Consider the following 17,023-nt stretch of genomic DNA (forward strand, 5'->3'; position numbering starts at 1 on the left):
CCTGCTTAGTCCTCGAGTACCTTCGGTACCTTGAAATAGCCGTCTTCCTTGAGTGGTGCGTTGGCAAGAGCAGCCTCACGGTCAAGGGACTCTTTTACCACGTCCTCACGGAACACGTTCTGCATCGGCAGGGCATAAGTAGTCGGCTTGACGTCTTTCGTGTCAAGCGCCGACAGATTATCCATATACGTCAGGATCTTATCGAGCTGGCCCAGATACTTCTCCTCCTGCTCCTCCGCAATTGCGAGGCGGGAAAGAACGGCCACGTTCTGCAAGTCTTCTTTAGTAACTTTCATTTTCTCACCATCCATAGATGTTAATTGTTTGCATAAAAAAATACCCTACTAGTATATCACAAATACAGACCGGCTAAAAGGTTTTGATTTTCAGCGTCCGCAGATGCTCTTTATGTGCGGCACTTACCCGTCGGCTTTCGCAGGCCTTTTGGATGGCCTTGTTATGCGTCCAGGGCGCGAGCTGCTTGTTTTCGATGACGGGCAGCGCTTCCTCATACTGCTTGGCCAACGCAGTCGCAAAATACCAGGCAATCATCATATTGATATAGTATTCCTCCGAGCGAATTTTCGCTGCCATTTCCAAATAAGACGGATTGAAATCCGCATCGAGGAAATGCACCATCAGCATGCCGATGGCAAAGCGCACGGTATAAATTTTATCCGATTTGAGCCACCGCTTTATCTGTTCCAAAAGTTCCAGCCGATGCTTTCGAAACACCTTGGGGGACAGCTGGTCACAGGTAGCCCAATTATCCACATAAGGAAGGAATGCCCTAACCCCAGCCATACACGCTTCAAAATCCTTGCTTTCCGCCAGGATAAACGCATGCAGCTGATTTTCTTCCTGGTACTCATGCGGAAGTGCTTTTAAAAATTCTTCATACCCTCCCTCTGCCAGCACTTCTTTGGCGAGCTGCCGCAAAGCCGGCGTCCGCACACCGATGATTTTTTCCAACGGCACGGTGGGGATTAGTTTCGCACTAAATGCCTGATACGTTTTATCCTGTAAGGCAAAGAGTTTTTGCTGAATCTTCGTCCTAGTCATGATAGCTCCTTTTCACAAAGCTTACAACATAGTTATCGGATCGATATCAATAGCCACATCGGTACGCAAGTGCAATCCCTGTTCCCGCAGGAAGGCCTGCACGGCCGGAAGGTCTGCGGTCTTTATGAGCACGACGAACCGGTAGATGCCTCGCAAACGCGCGATTACAGCGGGCGACGGGCCGATAATCTGCTGTTTTTTATCGCCCCGAAACCGCTGATTAAACGCCGCGATAAGTTCCGCAGCGCCACTGCGCGCAACCTGCTCCTCCTCATTCTGATATAAAAGCTTGACCAGCCGGCTGTAGGGCGGATAGAATAGCTGCTGCCGCAAAGCCAGCTCCTGCGCATAAAAACCTTCATAATCCTGAGCAATGCCACAAGTGACCGCATAATGCTGCGGATTGTAGGTCTGGATGATGACGCGCCCCTGCTCCGTATGACGGCCAGCGCGGCCGGCCGTCTGCGTGATAAGCATGAAACAGCGCTCAGCCGCCCGGAAGTCGGGCAGATTGAGACTGGAATCCGCGCTTATAATGCCGACTGCCGTGACATTGGGAATATCGTGTCCCTTGGCCACCATCTGCGTACCAAGCAGGATATCGTATTCCTGACGGCGGAACTTCGCGAGAATTTCCTGATGCGCAAACTTCGTATTCGTCGTATCGCGGTCCATGCGGATGACGCGCGCCGACGGCACGATCTGATGAAGTTCCTGCTCAAGCTTCTCAGTACCGGAACCAAAATATTTGATATAGCGGCTGCCGCACTTCGGACAGGTATCGGGAATCGGTTCAGCCACATCGCAGTGATGACAGGCAAGTTTCCCCGGCCTGCCGCCATGTCCCTGATGATAGACCAGCGGCAGGCCGCAAAGTTTGCATTTAATGACTTCCCCGCATGAACGGCACATGACAAATGTCGAAAAGCCGCGGCGATTGAGCATGATGATGAGCTGCTGGCGTTTCGCGATTGTCTGCTCGATGAGATGCTGCAACGAACGCGACATAATATGACGATTGCCCAGGCGAAGTTCCTGACGCATATCCACACAAGCGACCTTCGGCAACGGTAAATCACCAATGCGCTTGGTCATCGTCAACAGCGTAAGCTCACCGGTCTTTGCCCGATGGTACGATTCCAGCGACGGGGTCGCACTGCCCAAGAGCAGCAGGCCTTGATGAATCCGCGCGAGTTCTTCTGCCACCACACGGGCATGATAGCGTGGCGACTCATCCTGCTTATACGACATATCCTGTTCCTCATCCATGATGATGAGACCAATATCTTCTGCTGGCGTAAAGAGCGCCGAGCGCGCGCCGATAATGATGCCAGCGTCACCGCGGCGCACGCGCAGGATTGCATCGTTGCGTTCGGCCAGTGACAGCCGGCTGTGCATGACGACGATATCTTCTGGAAAGTATGCCTTAAACGCCATGACGACTTGACCGGTCAAAGCGATTTCCGGAACGAGCACGATGACCTGACGCCCGAGCTTCCGTGTGCGCTCGGCCATCTCGATATAGACTTGCGTCTTGCCACTGCCCGTGACCCCCTTGAGCAGGAAACCTTTATACTCACGCGCGGATAACACCAGTTCCATGGCCTGCACTGCCGCCGACTGTTCCTCGGTCAATTCGACGGAATGACGTGCCACCTGCACATCGCCATAGCTATCCCGCAGCACACGGCGCTGGCGGATTTCTGCCAGTCCTGCTTCCGTCAGATTTTTGACCGTTGCTGAAGACACTTTCGCCGCTTTAAGGGCAGCCATCGACAACGTCTGTTCCGGAGCTTCTGCCAATAATTCCAGCAGATGAAGCTGGGCTTTCTTGCGCTTGTAATCCTCCCGGATTTGACCGGTCAATTGACCGGTCAAAACGACGAGCTTTTCATAGCGGGCATTATCACGCTTCTGCGCCGCATAATCCTTCTGTAGTACCTTGTACTGCACAAGCTTATCCAAGACAGCTGGCAATTCGTCCTTGAGCTCCGGCAATGCCTTGGCAATGGCATTTCGCCCCTGCGGCCCCTCTGTCAGCAGATGCTGATAAACTGCGCGATACATCGGCATCTGCAAAAGGATGTGCTCCCGCTCTTTTTCCACGGCTTCATACTGTACCGTGATTTTCAGGCCGCTCTTGCCTGGCATAAAAAGCCGCATCATCTCCGCTAGCGAGCAAAGATAGAAATCAGCCAGCCACTTAGCCGCCTTAATCATCGCCGGCGTGAACCACCCTTCCTCATCTACCGCTGCTTGAATCGGCTTTAACTTTATCCCGGAAAGTTCTGCTTCGTTTTTTTCTTCTACGGATAAGATAAATCCTTCCACCTTACGTCCGCCAAACGGCACAAAAACGCGCCAGCCTGCATCCAAAAAGGAAAGCTCCGCTGGCACGCTATACGTATACGCCTTGGCTATGCTCTTTACGGGGATATTTACAAATACGCTTGCCGTCAACATCTTCTGCACCATCCAAAATATAAAAATCCTTCATCCGTTCTATCATTTAGCGCTTTTTATTATAACGCCGTTGTTCTAGTTTTGCCACAGGCAAAACTTCCGCTTAGCGTTTCAACGAGGAAGGAAGCATCTTCTTCCGAGTTCTAACGCCGTTGTTCAGATTTTGTCGACAGCCAAAGGCCTAATCCCCTACAAGACCAAGATCATTTCTAAGCTGAATTGCTTCTGCGATATGCGACGCTCCTATCTCCTTATCACCGGCTAAATCGGCAATCGTTCTAGCCACTTTGATAATCCGGTCATAGGAACGGGCTGACAACGTCAAGCGCAAAAATGCCTGCTTTAACAATTGCTGTGCCTCCGGCACAAGCGGACACTCTTTGCGAATAATCGCATGTGTCATCTGGGCATTGCAAAATAATCCATACGGTTTAAGTCTTTGCCGTTGAATTTGGCGAGCATTTTCGACACGCGCACGAATCACCGCAGAGGATTCCGCCTTCTTTTTCGAGGATAGTTCGTCATATTTTACTCGTTGTACCCGAATATGGATATCGATACGGTCAAGCAAAGGCCCCGAAATCCGGCGCATATAACGCTTGATCTCAGCCGGTGTACACGAACAGTCATGATCCGGATCCCCTCTAAATCCACAGGGACAGGGATTCAAGCTGGTCAAAAGGATAAACGAAGCCGGATAAGTAATCGTCGCATGGATACGAGCCACCGTTATTTTCTGATCTTCAATCGGTTCCCGTAAAACTTCCAGAGTTTTTTTGCTAAATTCTGGCAGCTCATCCAAAAACAGCACGCCATGATGCGCGAGCGTCACTTCCCCTGGGCGTGGAATACTGCCTCCACCTACCATTGCCGTCATGGAAGCGGTATGATGCGGACTTCGATAGGGTCTTTGGGTTATGAGACCACCATTATGCGGCAGCAGTCCAGCGATGCTGTAGATTTTCGTAACTTCTAACGCTTCTTCTTTCGACAAAGCCGGCAGTATCGTACTGACACGGCGGGCCAGCATCGTCTTGCCAGCCCCTGGCACGCCAACCATCAAGACATTATGACCACCGGCCGCAGCAATCTCGAGTGCTCGTTTTGCCTGATACTGCCCCTGAACATCAGCAAAATCATCGCCAGGCACCTCAACTTGCTTTTGTGTCACTGCAACAGCCTGTGCCGGTTCCATAGCTTCGCTTCCATTCAGGAACTGCACGAGCTGCTGCAAATTATCTAACGCATAGACTCGAATTCCATCCACCAACAGAGCCTCATTGACATTATCCTTTGCGACAAAGAGTTCCGTTATACCACTTTCCCTGGCTTTGATCGCCATCGGCAGAATTCCATGAACGCCACGGCATTCTCCCTCAAGGGAAAGCTCGGCTACAAACAAACTCTTTTTTAGGCCAGATTGCGGAAGCACACCATAGGCTGCCAACAATCCCACAGCAATGGGAAGATCCAGCCCCGATCCATCCTTGCGGATATCCGCCGGTGCCAGATTGATTGTCACATTCTCTTGCCGCAGACGAATCCCACTATTGCGAATGGCCGTCCGCACACGCTCCTTTGACTCCTTTACCGAGGCGTCAGGCAGGCCAACAATATTAAAGCCCGGTAATCCTGCCGCTGAATCTACCTCGACATCGATAATCAGGCCATCTACCCCAAATGTTGTCGCTCCATAAGTCCTTGCAAACATACGCGATCCTCCTATCAGGTCTCAAACGCCCCTGGAATATGACGAATCTCCCACTTATCGCCACTATGCACATAAACCTCTATAACATCAAAACGGCAGAGACACCTATCCTCTAGGTGTCTCTGCCGCAAATACCAGCGCGCAGTCTGGATAATCTTTTGTTGTTTATAATAGGTGACCGCCTGGGCGGGAAACCCACACCGCAATCCTCTGCGAGTCTTGACCTCTACGAACGCAAGCACATCGTCACGTTCCGCGATGATATCAATCTCACCAACAGGCACACGAAAATTTCGCGCACAAATCCGGTAGCCATGCTGCGTCAGATACGTTGCTGCTGCCTGCTCTCCCTTATTTCCGAGAACTTTGTTGTCCATACCGCACCTCTCATCCGATTCGATCAGCGATGCCCCTCAGGCTTTGTTTTCGGCTTGGCCTTCTTATCGATACGATAAACATAAGCCATAACCTCAGCAATGGTCCGGTACAGCTCCGGCGGGATTTCCCGGTCGATATCAAGCGCCATCAGCATGTTAACCAACGTTTTATTCTGATAGACGGGAATCGTATTCGCTTGTGCTGCCGCCAGGATATTTTCGGCCACATGCCCCCGTCCTTTTGCTACCACCCTTGGTGCGGTGTCCCGCTCCAAATCATATTTTAGCGCAACGGCCTTTTGGGGGACATTGGGATCTATCTCCGGTTCTTCCTGTAACTTATGGCGCTCTTTCATATCCTTATCACCTGCCTGAGTGGTCCTTCACGGTATCATTATATGTTGCTATTGTTCTTTCGTCAAGGACATTGTTTGGTATTATTTTACATAAAGCGTCGTTCCCCAGCCGCTCCAATCTTGAACTCCTTGAGTTTCAAGGCGGAATCCTTCAATGAATCGCGAAGCGTCTTAGCCTGCTGACGGAAGAGTTCCGCCGATTCCTGATTGGAGAAAAACACGCGCATGTCCAGCTGATTTTCCGGATAGACACGACAGGTAAGCTCCACTGCTCCAATGTTATCGGTAAGGACACAGAGACGCAGCCATGTTTCCTTCTTCAGCTCCCCCGTCTCGGGGTCTGGCTGTTTTTCATCATAGACATGAATATAGGATGGATAAGTACTATCATCCCCCATGTACATAGGAAGCATAAAATTAAGCGATCGCTGTCCCTGTACGGCAGAATTTCCGCCTTCCATGGAATTACGCATCGAAAGGACAAAGGTCGCTACATCCTTGCCGGCTTTTTTTAACTGCCGCGCAGTCATGCGCTTGGCCATCGTCATATCACAAAGCTGCATAAACGCCCACAACCGCGGCAAATCCGGAATATCCTGCTGATAAGCTGCCTGTTGAACCGTTGCCGGCACATTCTGCTGACAGAGCCGTATGAGCTGCTGCAATTGTTTCGCATCCTGTTCACTAAGCGTACCATTTCTGCCATTAACAAAATTCTGTAACAGCACCATATCGCGCTGACTCATTTCCGTATTCTTCATCAACAGCTGCGCCAAGTCCTTCATCGTATTCATGGCCTGCTGTGTATTTTCCATGGTCTGACTCATGAGCTGCGACTTAGCCTGCTGGATTGCTGCCTGCTGAAAGTTTCCCGCTGATTTCTGTGCCATCGCAGGATTCTCCTGCTGACCGGGCATCCTGCCCGGTGCGTTCTCCCCATTTCGATTCGCAAAGGTCGGATTCTTTTCTGCCGCCTCCGGATTCTGCCCCGTTTGGCCCGGCAAAGTTCCGTTGGCATTTTGCCCCGACGGCATATTTCCCGCCGGCTGCCCCGTTGGTGCCGGTTGGCCGCCCGTCTGGGCTGGCGGCTGGCCCTGCGAAAAGCCCGCCTGCTGGGCACTGGACTGCGCCGGCTGTCCCTGCGTCCCCGTCTGTCCAGGCTGCCCCGCCTGTCCTTGCGGGCTGGATGAACTGCTTTGCCCCTGCGGGAGCTGCTGATTTTGCGGCACAGCAGGATTATTTCCCATTTGTCTTCCCGCTTGTTGACTAGTCAAATTTTGACTTGTCAACGCCGCATTTTGCGTCCGTGCTGCCGCATTTTTCTGTCCCACAGTTTCCTGCCCAACAGTCTGCTGCCCTGGCAATGCTCTATTCTGTCCAGGCTGACCGTTCGCGCCCTGCTGTGTTTGCGGCTGTGGCATTTGCTGGTTTTGTTGTGCCTGCCCGCTCTCAGCAGCCGGCCGTGGCATAAAGTACTGAACCAATTGCTTCAAAAACGCCAGCGAACTTTCCCCGCCAGGATTCATTGCCACGGTCTGCCCTTGTGGCTGTAGCGCTAACAAGAGTTCCTGAACTTCCTTGGGCAATTCCGAAAAACTTTTATTGTCGAGCAGTTCAAAAGCAGCCTTTGTCAAAAGCACGGGTTCCAGCGACGAACCACTTTCAGCTGACACCATTGCCTTTAAATTTGTCAGCAACGCCCGCAACTCATCACTGACCTCAATCGGCATTCCCTTTTCTGCCATATTCCCCAGCTGCGAAAGCATCCGAGAAAGCGCTGACAATTGGTCCATAGAAAACCGTTGACTTTCAAGGGTACTCCCCAACCCTTGCCCCATGGTTTCCTCCAGCGAAAAGGCCTGCTTTAAGACATTTTGAATGACTTTTTGCAAATCCTCCGGCATCTTATCGACGGCTTCGGTCTGATTGCTGGCAATTTTCGACAGCAGTCCTGCCATATCATCTACAGCATTTTTTATCGACACATTCGTTTTCGGACTAAACGCAGCAGACGAGCCGCCTCCATCTTCGCGGCGAGAAACGCCTTCGGTACTGCCAGTAGACTGAGGACGGTCGACGGGGCGGATTCCTATATTCATAGACGTTTCCATTGGCATCGCTTTCACACACCTTTATCCATAGACTGAGTTTTTTACTCCCTACCATTAACCAGCGAGCGGATTGGTTCGAAGGACATACGATGAATCGGGCATGGTCCGTATTTTTTCAACGCCTCCAGGTGCTGCGCGGTACCATATCCTTTATGCTGCGCAAAACCATACTCCGGATACTGTTTATCATAGGCATCCATCAAACGGTCTCGCGTAACCTTCGCAATAATAGAAGCTGCCGCAATCGAAGCCGACCTTGCATCACCCTTGATGATAGATTCCGAGGCCATCGGAAGATTATCCAGCTTCACCGCATCGATAAGCACTTTTTGTGGCTGAGGTTTCAACATAAAAATCGACTCGTACATGCCATTAATAGTCGCCTGATAGATATTTACCCGATCAATGGTTTGGGCATCAATCAAGGCTGTACCAATCGCCAGCGCTTTATCCTGGATTTCTTCAAAAAGCTCCTCACGAACCTTAGCCGAAATCTTTTTGGAATCATTGATTTTCGGTAAATATAGATCGCGGGGCAGAATGACCGCCGCGACCGAAACAGGTCCTGCCAAGGGGCCACGGCCTGCTTCATCGACTCCAGCCACCAATTCAACCCCTTCATCCATTGCTATATGTTCAAACGCATACATTTCCGCCACGCGTGCGCGGTCCTGCTGCTCCCGTTCATAGCGTTTCACTAGTCTTCCCACAGCTTTGCGTTTATCAACCGCACAAGCTGCCAGAAATTCTTCATTCACGTTGCCTTCAGCAAAAAATCCCTCTATATCTTTTATCGTATAATTTGCCAAATCATTCAATGTTTTTTTCTGCCTCCTGCTGTTCTGCCTTGCCTGCTGGAACCCCATCCAACGTAACTAATCCGAGTTTGCCCGCACGGAATTCATTCAAGACAATATTCTGCGCCTTTTCCAAATCCACAATGCCACCTTTTACCAAGCATCCCCGCTTACGGCCAACAGCCTCCAAAAGGTCCAAGCCATCCGTTGGCATTTCCCCCTTGAACTTAAACCGCTCGACCAAACGCTCTGGATAATTCTGACGAAGGGATGCTAATAAGAGCGCTGTCACCTGTTCGCGATCATAAATATCATCATTGATCGCTCCCGTGAAGGCCAGTTTCAAACCAACAGTCTGGTCTTCAAACTTCGGCCAGAGAATACCCGGCGTATCCAACAAGTCGAGATTGCTGCCAATCTTAATCCACTGTTTCGCCCGTGTAACGCCTGGCTGATTGGCCGCCTTGGCCTTTACGGCACCAGCCAAGCGATTGATAAGCGATGACTTGCCTACGTTTGGGATGCCCAGAATCATACAGCGGGCAGCACGAGCTTTCGCCCCTTTAGAAACGAATTTTTCTGTTTTGGGGCGAGCCAAATCCTCTGCTGCTCTTACCAACTGTTTCATACCCTTGCCCTTGACCGAATCGATTGCCACAGCCATAATTCCCTGTCCACGGAAATACTCCAACCATTCTTTCGTACTGCGGCTGTCCGCTAAATCCGCCTTGTTGAGCGCTATCATCCGCGGCTTATCTTTGATGATTTCCGCCAACATCGGATTCGCCGAACTTGCCGGGATACGTGCATCGAGCAGTTCAATGACCACATCCACGAGCTTAAGATTTTCCTCGATAAGTCGCTGGGCCTTTTTCATGTGGCCCGGAAACCACTGCAGCGTCGGGATGTCCTTCCGCGTATCGTTATCCGTCATACAATATATCCTCCGATTTCGTTTTCAAGTTTTAATGCTTCTATTATACAATATCCTTGCAAGCAGTGTCCGCTTTTCTTTCTTGACACCAATTTCCATTTAATCTTTTGGACACATGCAACGATAATAATACTAAGGAGTGATTGTTATGCGCAAGCATCTCGTAAAATTTTTCGCAGTTTCCACGGCAGCTATCTGCCTTATAGGTACTGCCGCCGTTCCAGTGTCTGCCGGGGTAGGAACAGGCATCGGCATTTCCATCCCCACTGGTGGCAGCAGCAAAAGCGCTTCTCCCAGCAAAACTTACGCTGCCTTCCGTGCGGACAAACTTGCCGAAGAACTTACGGTAGAAGACCGGCACGGACGCCTGATGATGGAGCTAAAAATCACCAACATCAGCGATACCCCCTATACGATTTCTCATCGCAATGGACAAATCTACGACTTTGCCATTTTAGACAAAAATGGCAAAGCGCTCTACCGCTGGTCGGACGGCATGGCCTTCACGCAGTCCCTGACTACATCAACCATTGCCGCCCATCAGAACGAAGTTTACCAGGCAGAACTTGACCGCAAAGCCTATCGCAAGATTAAAGATGATGCCGTTCTCGTCACTGCTTGGCTGGTCGATACTCCCTATGTGATTTCCACCAATCTTCCCACCCGTTCAGCTGCCGGCTCGAGTCCTGCCGTCATCCACGGAGGAATTATTCTTGGCAACGGACGCTGGGTTTATGATGACTGACCAGCAATTCTATGATATACTAAACAGATAGTATAAACAAAGGATGTGTATGATTCATTGGATAGTTCCCAAGCAGGCTTACTGTTCGTATCATTAATTTTTTTATTAATAGCCAATGGCTTCTTTTCCCTAATTGAAACCGCCATCACCGAAAGTCATCGCGGTCGTCTCGAAAAGCTTCAGGAAGACGGAAATTCTCATGCCAAGGCCTCGCTGCTGATTCTTGAAAATCCTGAGCCGATGCTGTCATTATGCCAAGTCGGTATTACGTTTACCAGTATTTTGACTGGTCTTTGCACCGGTGTCTTTCTTGCGCCATTTTTAGCAAATTACTTGACGTTTCTGCCGCATGGATGGCTTATTGCCCTGATTTTTTCCCTTATTATCATGACGTATATCACGTTGCTGTTCAGTGAATTTCTGCCGAAAAAAGCTGCGATTCAAAATCCAGAAACCGTACTGCTAAAATACCATCACACACTGGAAATCATCACGAATTTGACCAACCCCTTCATTTCACTACTCTCCGGGTCCGCCAATCTCATCTTGCTGATTTTTGGCATCAACCCCAAATTTGACGATACCGTCACCGAAGACGAAGTCAAAGACCTTATCGAGCAGGGCACGGAGGATGGTACCTTTGAAAAGACCGAGCAGGCTATGGTGGACCGCATTTTCCACATGAGCGACCAAACCGCCTATGCCCTGATGACGCCACGCACACAGATGCTCTGGCTCGACCTTTCCGATTCCTTGAAACATAATCTGCGGCTGATTCGCGAGAATCATCAGGATGTCTTTCCTGTCGGCCGCGACAGTCTCGATGACTTCTGCGGCATCCTTTATGCGAAGGATTTACTCAATGCCACCCTCGAGCGGAAGCCCCTTGATCTATCCAACTACATCCGCAAGCCCCTCTTCGTACCACGCTCCATGGAAACCTTCCGTGTGTTGGAACAATTTCGGGAGAGCGGCACCCACGAAGCTATGGTGCTGGACGAATATGGTGGAGTCATTGGCTTTTTGACCATGGATGACATCCTGCAGGAAATCATCAGTGATACGCACGCTACCGGCGAACCAGACCCCGTTCAGCTTACGGTACGGGACGAAAACTCCTGGCTGGTTGACGGGCTTTATTCCATCGACGATTTCAAGGAACGCTTTGCCATTGACGAACTTCCCGATGAAGACCACGACCATTATCAGACGATGGGTGGCTTTCTCACCTCCTACTTTGGCTACATTCCCAAAGCCGGAGAAAAGAAGGACTGGAACGGCTTTACCTTTGAAGTCGTCGATATGGACCGCGCGCGAATTGATAAAATCATGATAACCAAAATTCCCACTGCAACGAATCCCACCGAACGAACCACAAAATAACGATAAAAATAGACCAGCTCTTGCGGCGATAACCACAAGAGCTGGTCATTTTTATCGGGAAACTTCACCAGTGGTATCCCGTACCACCAGAACGTTGTCGAGCAGAATGCGTTTGCTTTTCCCCCCACGAATCGTTTCAATCAGTAGTTTGGCTGCACTTTCTCCCAGCTGGAACATATTTTGGTCCATGGTGGTAAGCTTTGGTTCCACTAACCGCGACAAGGCGATATTGTCATAGCCCATAATGGAGATATCCTGAGGCACGGACAATCCCAATCGCTTGCAAGCGTTCAAAGCACCTACCGCCATCAAATCGTTGCAACAGAAAATGGCCGTCGGCTTTAATTGGGGCAGTTTTTTCACCAGCACTGCCATCGTGGCATCCACGGTATCAACGCCATTACCTTCTCCAATATTCACAATATACGCCTCAGCGGTATTGCTGTCTTCCGTCATGACTTGCCGATATGTTTCCTCTTTGATGTCATACGAATCGGAATTATCGCCCCGCACGAATAGGATGCGTTTATGCCCTAATCCCTGCAGATAGTCCAAGGCCGTTTTGCAGCCGAGCTGCTCATCATTTCCTACATAGGACACGCCATTGATCCGATGGTATCCATTGATAAATACCAAAGGTACTCGTTCTACTAATTTTTCGTAGAAGCTTTCCTTGATATTTTTGGTATTCGGACTGATGACAATAATCCCAGACACGTTGCGGGCCACCAAAGCATTGATTGCTTGGCTTTCCTGCTTGGGGTCATTCTTGGCACAATTCAACAAAAATGAGAACCCTACCTGTCGAACGGCCTCCTCAATGCCATCGATTACCTCAGCAAAAAACATATTGTGAAGACCTGGAACCACAACCCCAATCGTGGTCGATTTCCGAGTATTCAGTTCGCGTGCCTGCACATTCGGCACATAATTAAGGCTGTTGATTGCTGCTTTGACTTTTTCCTGAGTCTCGCGCTTTACCGGATAGTTGCCATTCACCACTCGTGATACTGTCGCCACCGACACCCCAGCAGCCTTAGCTACATCCACAATCGTGGCCTGTTTCTTCTCTTCCATAACGACCTGCTTTCTTCGGCACCTCAATCCTCAGAAACGGTTTGCATAAACGTATCGAAAGCTGCCATCCCCTGCGCATCACGCTTAAAGACCCCCGCATGCGTAAGCACCGTAGCAAAAACCCTGCCGATTTCTGCCTGCAGGATTTCTGTCACCTGCTCCTGCGTGACTTCCGGATATTTTTCGCGTAGCATTTGATACCACTCCGCATGTTTTGCCAGCTCAGCAATTCCCGAAACATCACCGGTTCCCTTGACCAATTCCTGCCCGAGCTGCTGCATCTCCTGTTTTAACCGTGCCGGCAATACTGCCAGTCCCATCACCTCAATGAGACCGATATTTTCCTTCTTGATATGATGCACCTCGGCATGCGGATGAAAAATCCCCAAAGGATGTTCTGAACTGGTCCGGTTGTTGCGCAAAACCAAATCCAACTCATACCCAGATCCACGGCGGCGAGCAATTGGCGTAATGGTGTTATGGGGCTGTCCATCGGAAAATGGCAATATCCCTACACTTTCATCACGATAAGAACGCCACTTGGTAAGGATTTTATCCGCCAAGCATACGAGTTCCTCCCGATCCTCTCCAGTCAACCGGACCGTTGCCATTGGCCACTTAACCCGACCGATTTTCACCTTGGGAAAATCAGCGGCCACATACACCTTTTCCACGGGAGCCTTGGCCATAGCAAAATCATAACGTCCACCTTGATAATGATCATGGGAAAGAATCGAGCCGCCTACTATTGGCAAATCGGCATTGGAACCGAGGAAATAATGCGGAAAAATCGTTACAAAATCCAGCAGATTTTCAAAGGTTTTGCGATTCACCTTCATCGGCGTATGTTTGCGATTCAACACGATACAATGCTCGTTGTAATAGGTATACGGAGAATACTGCAAAAACCAACGATGCGATGCGAGCCGCAACGGAATCAACCGATGCGTTTGTCTGGCTGGATGCCCGGCATGACCGGCAAATCCTTCATTTTCCCGGCACAATAGGCACTGCGGATAAGCACTCGACGGTACCAGCTTCGCCTTGGCGATATCCTGGGGATCCTTTTCTGGCTTCGAAAGATTGATGGTTATATCCAGCTTACCGTATTCCGTGGGCGTCTGCCATTTCAGATTCTTATCGATCCTATCTTTGCGGATATAATTGGCGGCAATACTCATCTTATAAAAATTGTCCGTTGCCGCCTTCGGTGCCCGCGCATAATCCTCCTGGAATTTGCGTACCACCTCGGAAGGCCGCGGCATCACACAATTCATCAGGCGGGTATCGAACAGATCCCGCTGACAAACCGTATCTTCGATAAGTCCTTCCTGCACCGCAAAATCCAGCATAGACGCCAGTATCGGTGCAGCCGTTTCTAAAGTTTCGTTTATCTCTTCCGGCACAAATTCACTGACATGCAAAACGTCCAGCAGTAAATTTGCACTGTAATAATAATCCTCTTCGCTGATAAGACCGCGCTGCTTAGCGAAGTTCAGCAGGCGATTGATTTCTGTATTGATAGTCACTATTATCTTCCTTTCGCCCTTTCCCAAGAAAGGTGGCAGCCATCAGGCTAACGGATAAACCGTTTTATTTTTCATAGCCATTTGGATGCTTCTGGTGCCAGGTCCAAGCCGTGCCAATAACCTGGCGCACATCGGTATAACGAGGGTTCCACCCCAAAATATTCCGCGCCTTTTCACTAGAGGCGATCAACTGCGCTGGGTCGCCGGCACGGCGGCTGCCCATTTCCACCTTGATGTCTTTGCCTGTAGCCTCTTTGGCTGCTTCAATCATTTCTTTGACCGAAAAGCCCTGGCCATTGCCCAGATTGAAAATATTGCTTTCACCGCCCTGACGCAGGTATTCCAACGCCAGTACATGCGCATCGGCCAAATCAATAACATGAATATAATCTCGCAGGCAAGTTCCATCCGGCGTAGCGTAGTCATCACCAAAAATCGTAATGTGATCGCGCTTCCCTAAGGGGACCTGCAAAATCAGCGGAATCAAATGCGTTTCCGGGCTGTGATCTTCCCCGATAGAACCATCATCCAACGCGCCAGCTGCATTGAAATAACGCAACGAAACATAACGGATGCCATTCGCACGGCTAACCCATTTCATCATTTTCTCCATGGTAAGCTTGCTTTCCCCATAGGTATTGGTCGGGCAGGTTTCATCCTCTTCGAGAATGGGAATGCGCTTCGGTTCGCCATAAACTGCAGCGGTAGAAGAAAATACTATCTTATCCACCTTATGGCGAACCATCGCTTCCAGCAGCACCTGCATACCATATACATTGTTGTTGAAATACTTCAGGGGTTTTTCCATGCTTTCGCCTACCAGCGAATTAGCGGCAAAATGGATAACCGCATCGATTTGGTTCTCGGTAAAAATCTTATCCAGAACCTCTGCCTCACGAATATCTCCTTCATAAAACTTTGCCTTCGGATTCAAGGCATCACGATGGCCCGTTTGCAGATTATCGACGATGACAACATCTTCTCCTTTTGCCACCAACTGATGTACGGCGTGAGAACCAATATATCCAGCACCGCCACATACAAGAATTGACATATTCATGCGCTCCTTTTTTATCAAACAGAAATCGCTTTCTATTTTACCATCTTTTCTATGCGTTTACTATATTTGTTTCTATCATTTCACCCGATGCGTACCATCTGCAATATTTGCCACATAGAAGCTTGGCGCATAGCCAATCTTCTCCGTATACGCTTTTCCGACTTTCTCCTTGAACGCTTCAATGGCTTCATCTTTTACCAAACTTACGGTACACCCGCCAAAACCAGCACCAGTCATCCGCGAACCGATAACGCCATCCACCTGCCATGCCAGTTCTGCCAGCGTATCAAGTTCACGGCCTGTAACATCATAATCATCACGCAGCGAATAATGCGATTCATTCATCAGCTTGCCAAACCTTGCGACATCCTTTGCTTCCAATGCCTCAACCGCTGCCAAGGTACGGTTATTCTCCATTACCGCATGGCGTGCGCGCTGCCGTTCCAGGGGTTCGGAAATCGCCCCAGCCAACTGATTGAACGCTTCGTTGCTAAGTTCTCCCAAAGCATGTAAATCCGGTCTTACTTCCCTCAATTCATTCAAAGCATGTTCACACTGTGCACGCCGCACATTATAAGCACTTGATGCTAAACTGTGCGGCTTGTTGGTATTGGCAATGACGATGCTGGCACCAGTCAATGCGATTTTGCTATACCGATACTCCAACGTATTGCAATCGAGCAAGATTGCACAATCCTTCCGCCCCATGCCAACAGCAAACTGATCCATGATGCCGCAATTAACACCGACAAAAGTATTTTCTGCCTTCTGCGAAAGTTTAACCATCGTCACCATATCCAACCCAAAGGCAAATGCATCATTTAAGATAAGCGCTGTCAAAACCTCCAAGGAAGCTGAAGACGACAAACCGGAGCCATTGGGCAATGTCCCATATATCAAAATATCAAAACCATGCGAAGCTTTATAACCAGCATCCTCAAAGACCTTCACAACTCCCATCGGGTAATTCGCCCAATCCTTGCTCTTGTCGTAAGTGAGACCGGACATCGGGAACTCCATCACGCCCCGATCGGCTAAGTTCAACGAAAACATTCTGGTTTTATCGTCCTGACGATCTGCTACCAACGCATAAGTCCCCAACGAAATCGCACAAGGGAAAACATGCCCGCCATTATAATCTGTATGCTCGCCAATCAAATTCACCCGCCCCGGCGAAAAATAAAGCCGCGTCTCTTTCGAACCAAATATTTTAGAAAACTCTGCCTGCATTTTTTCTAAGATTTCCTTTTCCATGATTCTTCCTCCTCATTATGTATGTAAACGTTTTCTTATTTGCCGGAAAATTTGGTGCAACTTTTTAACTTCGTAGCAAAAGCTGCACCACTCTTTATCACTTAGTTTACCTTTGAACCTTTTGCTTGTCAAGCTATTTTGTAAACGTTTTCTAAAAATTGATG

15 protein-coding genes are annotated in these 17,023 nt (G+C 49.6%); 2 read left to right on the plus strand and 13 right to left on the minus strand.

Annotated features, from left to right (window positions below; all coding sequences use genetic code 11):
* Positions 1 to 5: 5 nt before the first annotated feature.
* The 9 genes from gatC to ylqF all read right to left on the minus strand — a co-directional run bounded on the left by gatC (position 6) and on the right by ylqF (position 9,811).
* Positions 6 to 296: an Asp-tRNA(Asn)/Glu-tRNA(Gln) amidotransferase subunit GatC gene (gatC, locus tag T504_RS0103015; protein WP_033169589.1), complete on the minus strand. Its 291-nt coding sequence runs from the start codon at positions 294 to 296 to the stop codon at positions 6 to 8.
* 73 nt (positions 297 to 369) lie between these two features.
* Complete coding sequence (locus T504_RS0103020) at positions 370 to 1,062, minus strand: DNA alkylation repair protein (protein ID WP_033169590.1); 693 nt, start codon at positions 1,060 to 1,062, stop codon at positions 370 to 372.
* A 21-nt stretch (positions 1,063 to 1,083) separates the two neighbouring features.
* Complete coding sequence (gene priA, locus T504_RS0103025) at positions 1,084 to 3,525, minus strand: primosomal protein N' (protein WP_033169715.1); 2,442 nt, start codon at positions 3,523 to 3,525, stop codon at positions 1,084 to 1,086.
* Positions 3,526 to 3,706: 181 nt separating this feature from the next.
* The gene (locus T504_RS0103030; protein ID WP_033169591.1) at positions 3,707 to 5,236 is read right to left on the minus strand and encodes a YifB family Mg chelatase-like AAA ATPase; all 1,530 of its coding nucleotides are present in this window, start codon (positions 5,234 to 5,236) and stop codon (positions 3,707 to 3,709) included.
* A 14-nt stretch (positions 5,237 to 5,250) separates the two neighbouring features.
* On the minus strand, positions 5,251 to 5,613 hold the full coding sequence (locus T504_RS0103035) for a YraN family protein (RefSeq protein WP_033169592.1): 363 nt from the start codon (positions 5,611 to 5,613) through the stop codon (positions 5,251 to 5,253).
* Positions 5,614 to 5,636: 23 nt separating this feature from the next.
* A complete protein-coding gene (locus tag T504_RS0103040; RefSeq protein ID WP_033169593.1) occupies positions 5,637 to 5,969 on the minus strand; it encodes an EscU/YscU/HrcU family type III secretion system export apparatus switch protein in 333 nt (110 codons plus the stop codon).
* 86 nt (positions 5,970 to 6,055) lie between these two features.
* Entirely contained in the window at positions 6,056 to 8,086 is a 2,031-nt protein-coding gene (locus T504_RS0103045; protein WP_033169594.1) for a mediator complex subunit 15 domain-containing protein, read from the minus strand.
* Positions 8,087 to 8,121: 35 nt separating this feature from the next.
* Positions 8,122 to 8,898: a ribonuclease HII gene (locus tag T504_RS0103050; protein WP_033169595.1), complete on the minus strand. Its 777-nt coding sequence runs from the start codon at positions 8,896 to 8,898 to the stop codon at positions 8,122 to 8,124.
* Positions 8,891 to 9,811 carry a ribosome biogenesis GTPase YlqF gene (ylqF, locus tag T504_RS0103055; protein WP_033169596.1) on the minus strand — a complete coding sequence of 307 codons (921 nt, stop codon included), beginning with the start codon at positions 9,809 to 9,811 and terminating at the stop codon, positions 8,891 to 8,893. Before ylqF ends, T504_RS0103050 begins: the two co-directional genes overlap by 8 nt.
* A 148-nt stretch (positions 9,812 to 9,959) precedes the next feature.
* Between ylqF and T504_RS0103060 the strand changes: the two genes are divergently transcribed.
* Both T504_RS0103060 and T504_RS0103065 read left to right on the plus strand, forming a co-directional pair.
* Complete coding sequence (locus T504_RS0103060; RefSeq protein WP_033169597.1) at positions 9,960 to 10,556, plus strand: BsuPI-related putative proteinase inhibitor; 597 nt, start codon at positions 9,960 to 9,962, stop codon at positions 10,554 to 10,556.
* 57 nt (positions 10,557 to 10,613) lie between these two features.
* Complete coding sequence (locus tag T504_RS0103065) at positions 10,614 to 11,939, plus strand: hemolysin family protein (protein ID WP_033169598.1); 1,326 nt, start codon at positions 10,614 to 10,616, stop codon at positions 11,937 to 11,939.
* A gap of 51 nt (positions 11,940 to 11,990) precedes the next feature.
* On the opposite strand, the gene T504_RS0103070 is transcribed toward T504_RS0103065, so the two are convergent.
* The 4 genes from T504_RS0103070 to T504_RS0103085 all read right to left on the minus strand — a co-directional run bounded on the left by T504_RS0103070 (position 11,991) and on the right by T504_RS0103085 (position 16,859).
* Positions 11,991 to 13,016, minus strand: a complete 1,026-nt coding sequence (locus T504_RS0103070; protein WP_033169599.1) for a LacI family DNA-binding transcriptional regulator — start codon at positions 13,014 to 13,016, stop codon at positions 11,991 to 11,993.
* A 23-nt stretch (positions 13,017 to 13,039) separates the two neighbouring features.
* Positions 13,040 to 14,548, minus strand: coding sequence for a UDP-glucose--hexose-1-phosphate uridylyltransferase (gene galT, locus T504_RS0103075; protein WP_369793607.1), 1,509 nt, complete (start codon positions 14,546 to 14,548; stop codon positions 13,040 to 13,042).
* A 61-nt stretch (positions 14,549 to 14,609) separates the two neighbouring features.
* The gene (galE, locus tag T504_RS0103080; protein ID WP_033169601.1) at positions 14,610 to 15,599 is read right to left on the minus strand and encodes a UDP-glucose 4-epimerase GalE; all 990 of its coding nucleotides are present in this window, start codon (positions 15,597 to 15,599) and stop codon (positions 14,610 to 14,612) included.
* An 81-nt stretch (positions 15,600 to 15,680) separates the two neighbouring features.
* Positions 15,681 to 16,859: a galactokinase gene (locus T504_RS0103085; RefSeq protein ID WP_033169602.1), complete on the minus strand. Its 1,179-nt coding sequence runs from the start codon at positions 16,857 to 16,859 to the stop codon at positions 15,681 to 15,683.
* Positions 16,860 to 17,023 lie beyond the last annotated feature (164 nt).

It is taken from the genome of Selenomonas sp. ND2010, from assembly GCF_000702005.1.
Classification (GTDB): Bacteria; Bacillota; Negativicutes; order Selenomonadales; family Selenomonadaceae; genus Selenomonas_A.

Bases quoted from the DNA above. Each gene is read 5' to 3' on its own strand.
- gatC (WP_033169589.1), bottom strand. From the start codon at position 296: ATGAAAGTTACTAAAGAAGACTTGCAGAACGTGGCCGTTCTTTCCCGC.
- T504_RS0103020 (WP_033169590.1), bottom strand. From the start codon at position 1,062: ATGACTAGGACGAAGATTCAGCAAAAACTCTTTGCCTTACAGGATAAA.
- priA (WP_033169715.1), bottom strand. From the start codon at position 3,525: ATGTTGACGGCAAGCGTATTTGTAAATATCCCCGTAAAGAGCATAGCC.
- T504_RS0103030 (WP_033169591.1), bottom strand. From the start codon at position 5,236: ATGTTTGCAAGGACTTATGGAGCGACAACATTTGGGGTAGATGGCCTG.
- T504_RS0103035 (WP_033169592.1), bottom strand. From the start codon at position 5,613: ATGGACAACAAAGTTCTCGGAAATAAGGGAGAGCAGGCAGCAGCAACG.
- T504_RS0103040 (WP_033169593.1), bottom strand. From the start codon at position 5,969: ATGAAAGAGCGCCATAAGTTACAGGAAGAACCGGAGATAGATCCCAAT.
- T504_RS0103045 (WP_033169594.1), bottom strand. From the start codon at position 8,086: ATGCCAATGGAAACGTCTATGAATATAGGAATCCGCCCCGTCGACCGT.
- ylqF (WP_033169596.1), bottom strand. From the start codon at position 9,811: ATGACGGATAACGATACGCGGAAGGACATCCCGACGCTGCAGTGGTTT.
- T504_RS0103060 (WP_033169597.1), top strand. From the start codon at position 9,960: ATGCGCAAGCATCTCGTAAAATTTTTCGCAGTTTCCACGGCAGCTATC.
- T504_RS0103070 (WP_033169599.1), bottom strand. From the start codon at position 13,016: ATGGAAGAGAAGAAACAGGCCACGATTGTGGATGTAGCTAAGGCTGCT.
- galE (WP_033169601.1), bottom strand. From the start codon at position 15,599: ATGTCAATTCTTGTATGTGGCGGTGCTGGATATATTGGTTCTCACGCC.
- T504_RS0103085 (WP_033169602.1), bottom strand. From the start codon at position 16,859: ATGGAAAAGGAAATCTTAGAAAAAATGCAGGCAGAGTTTTCTAAAATA.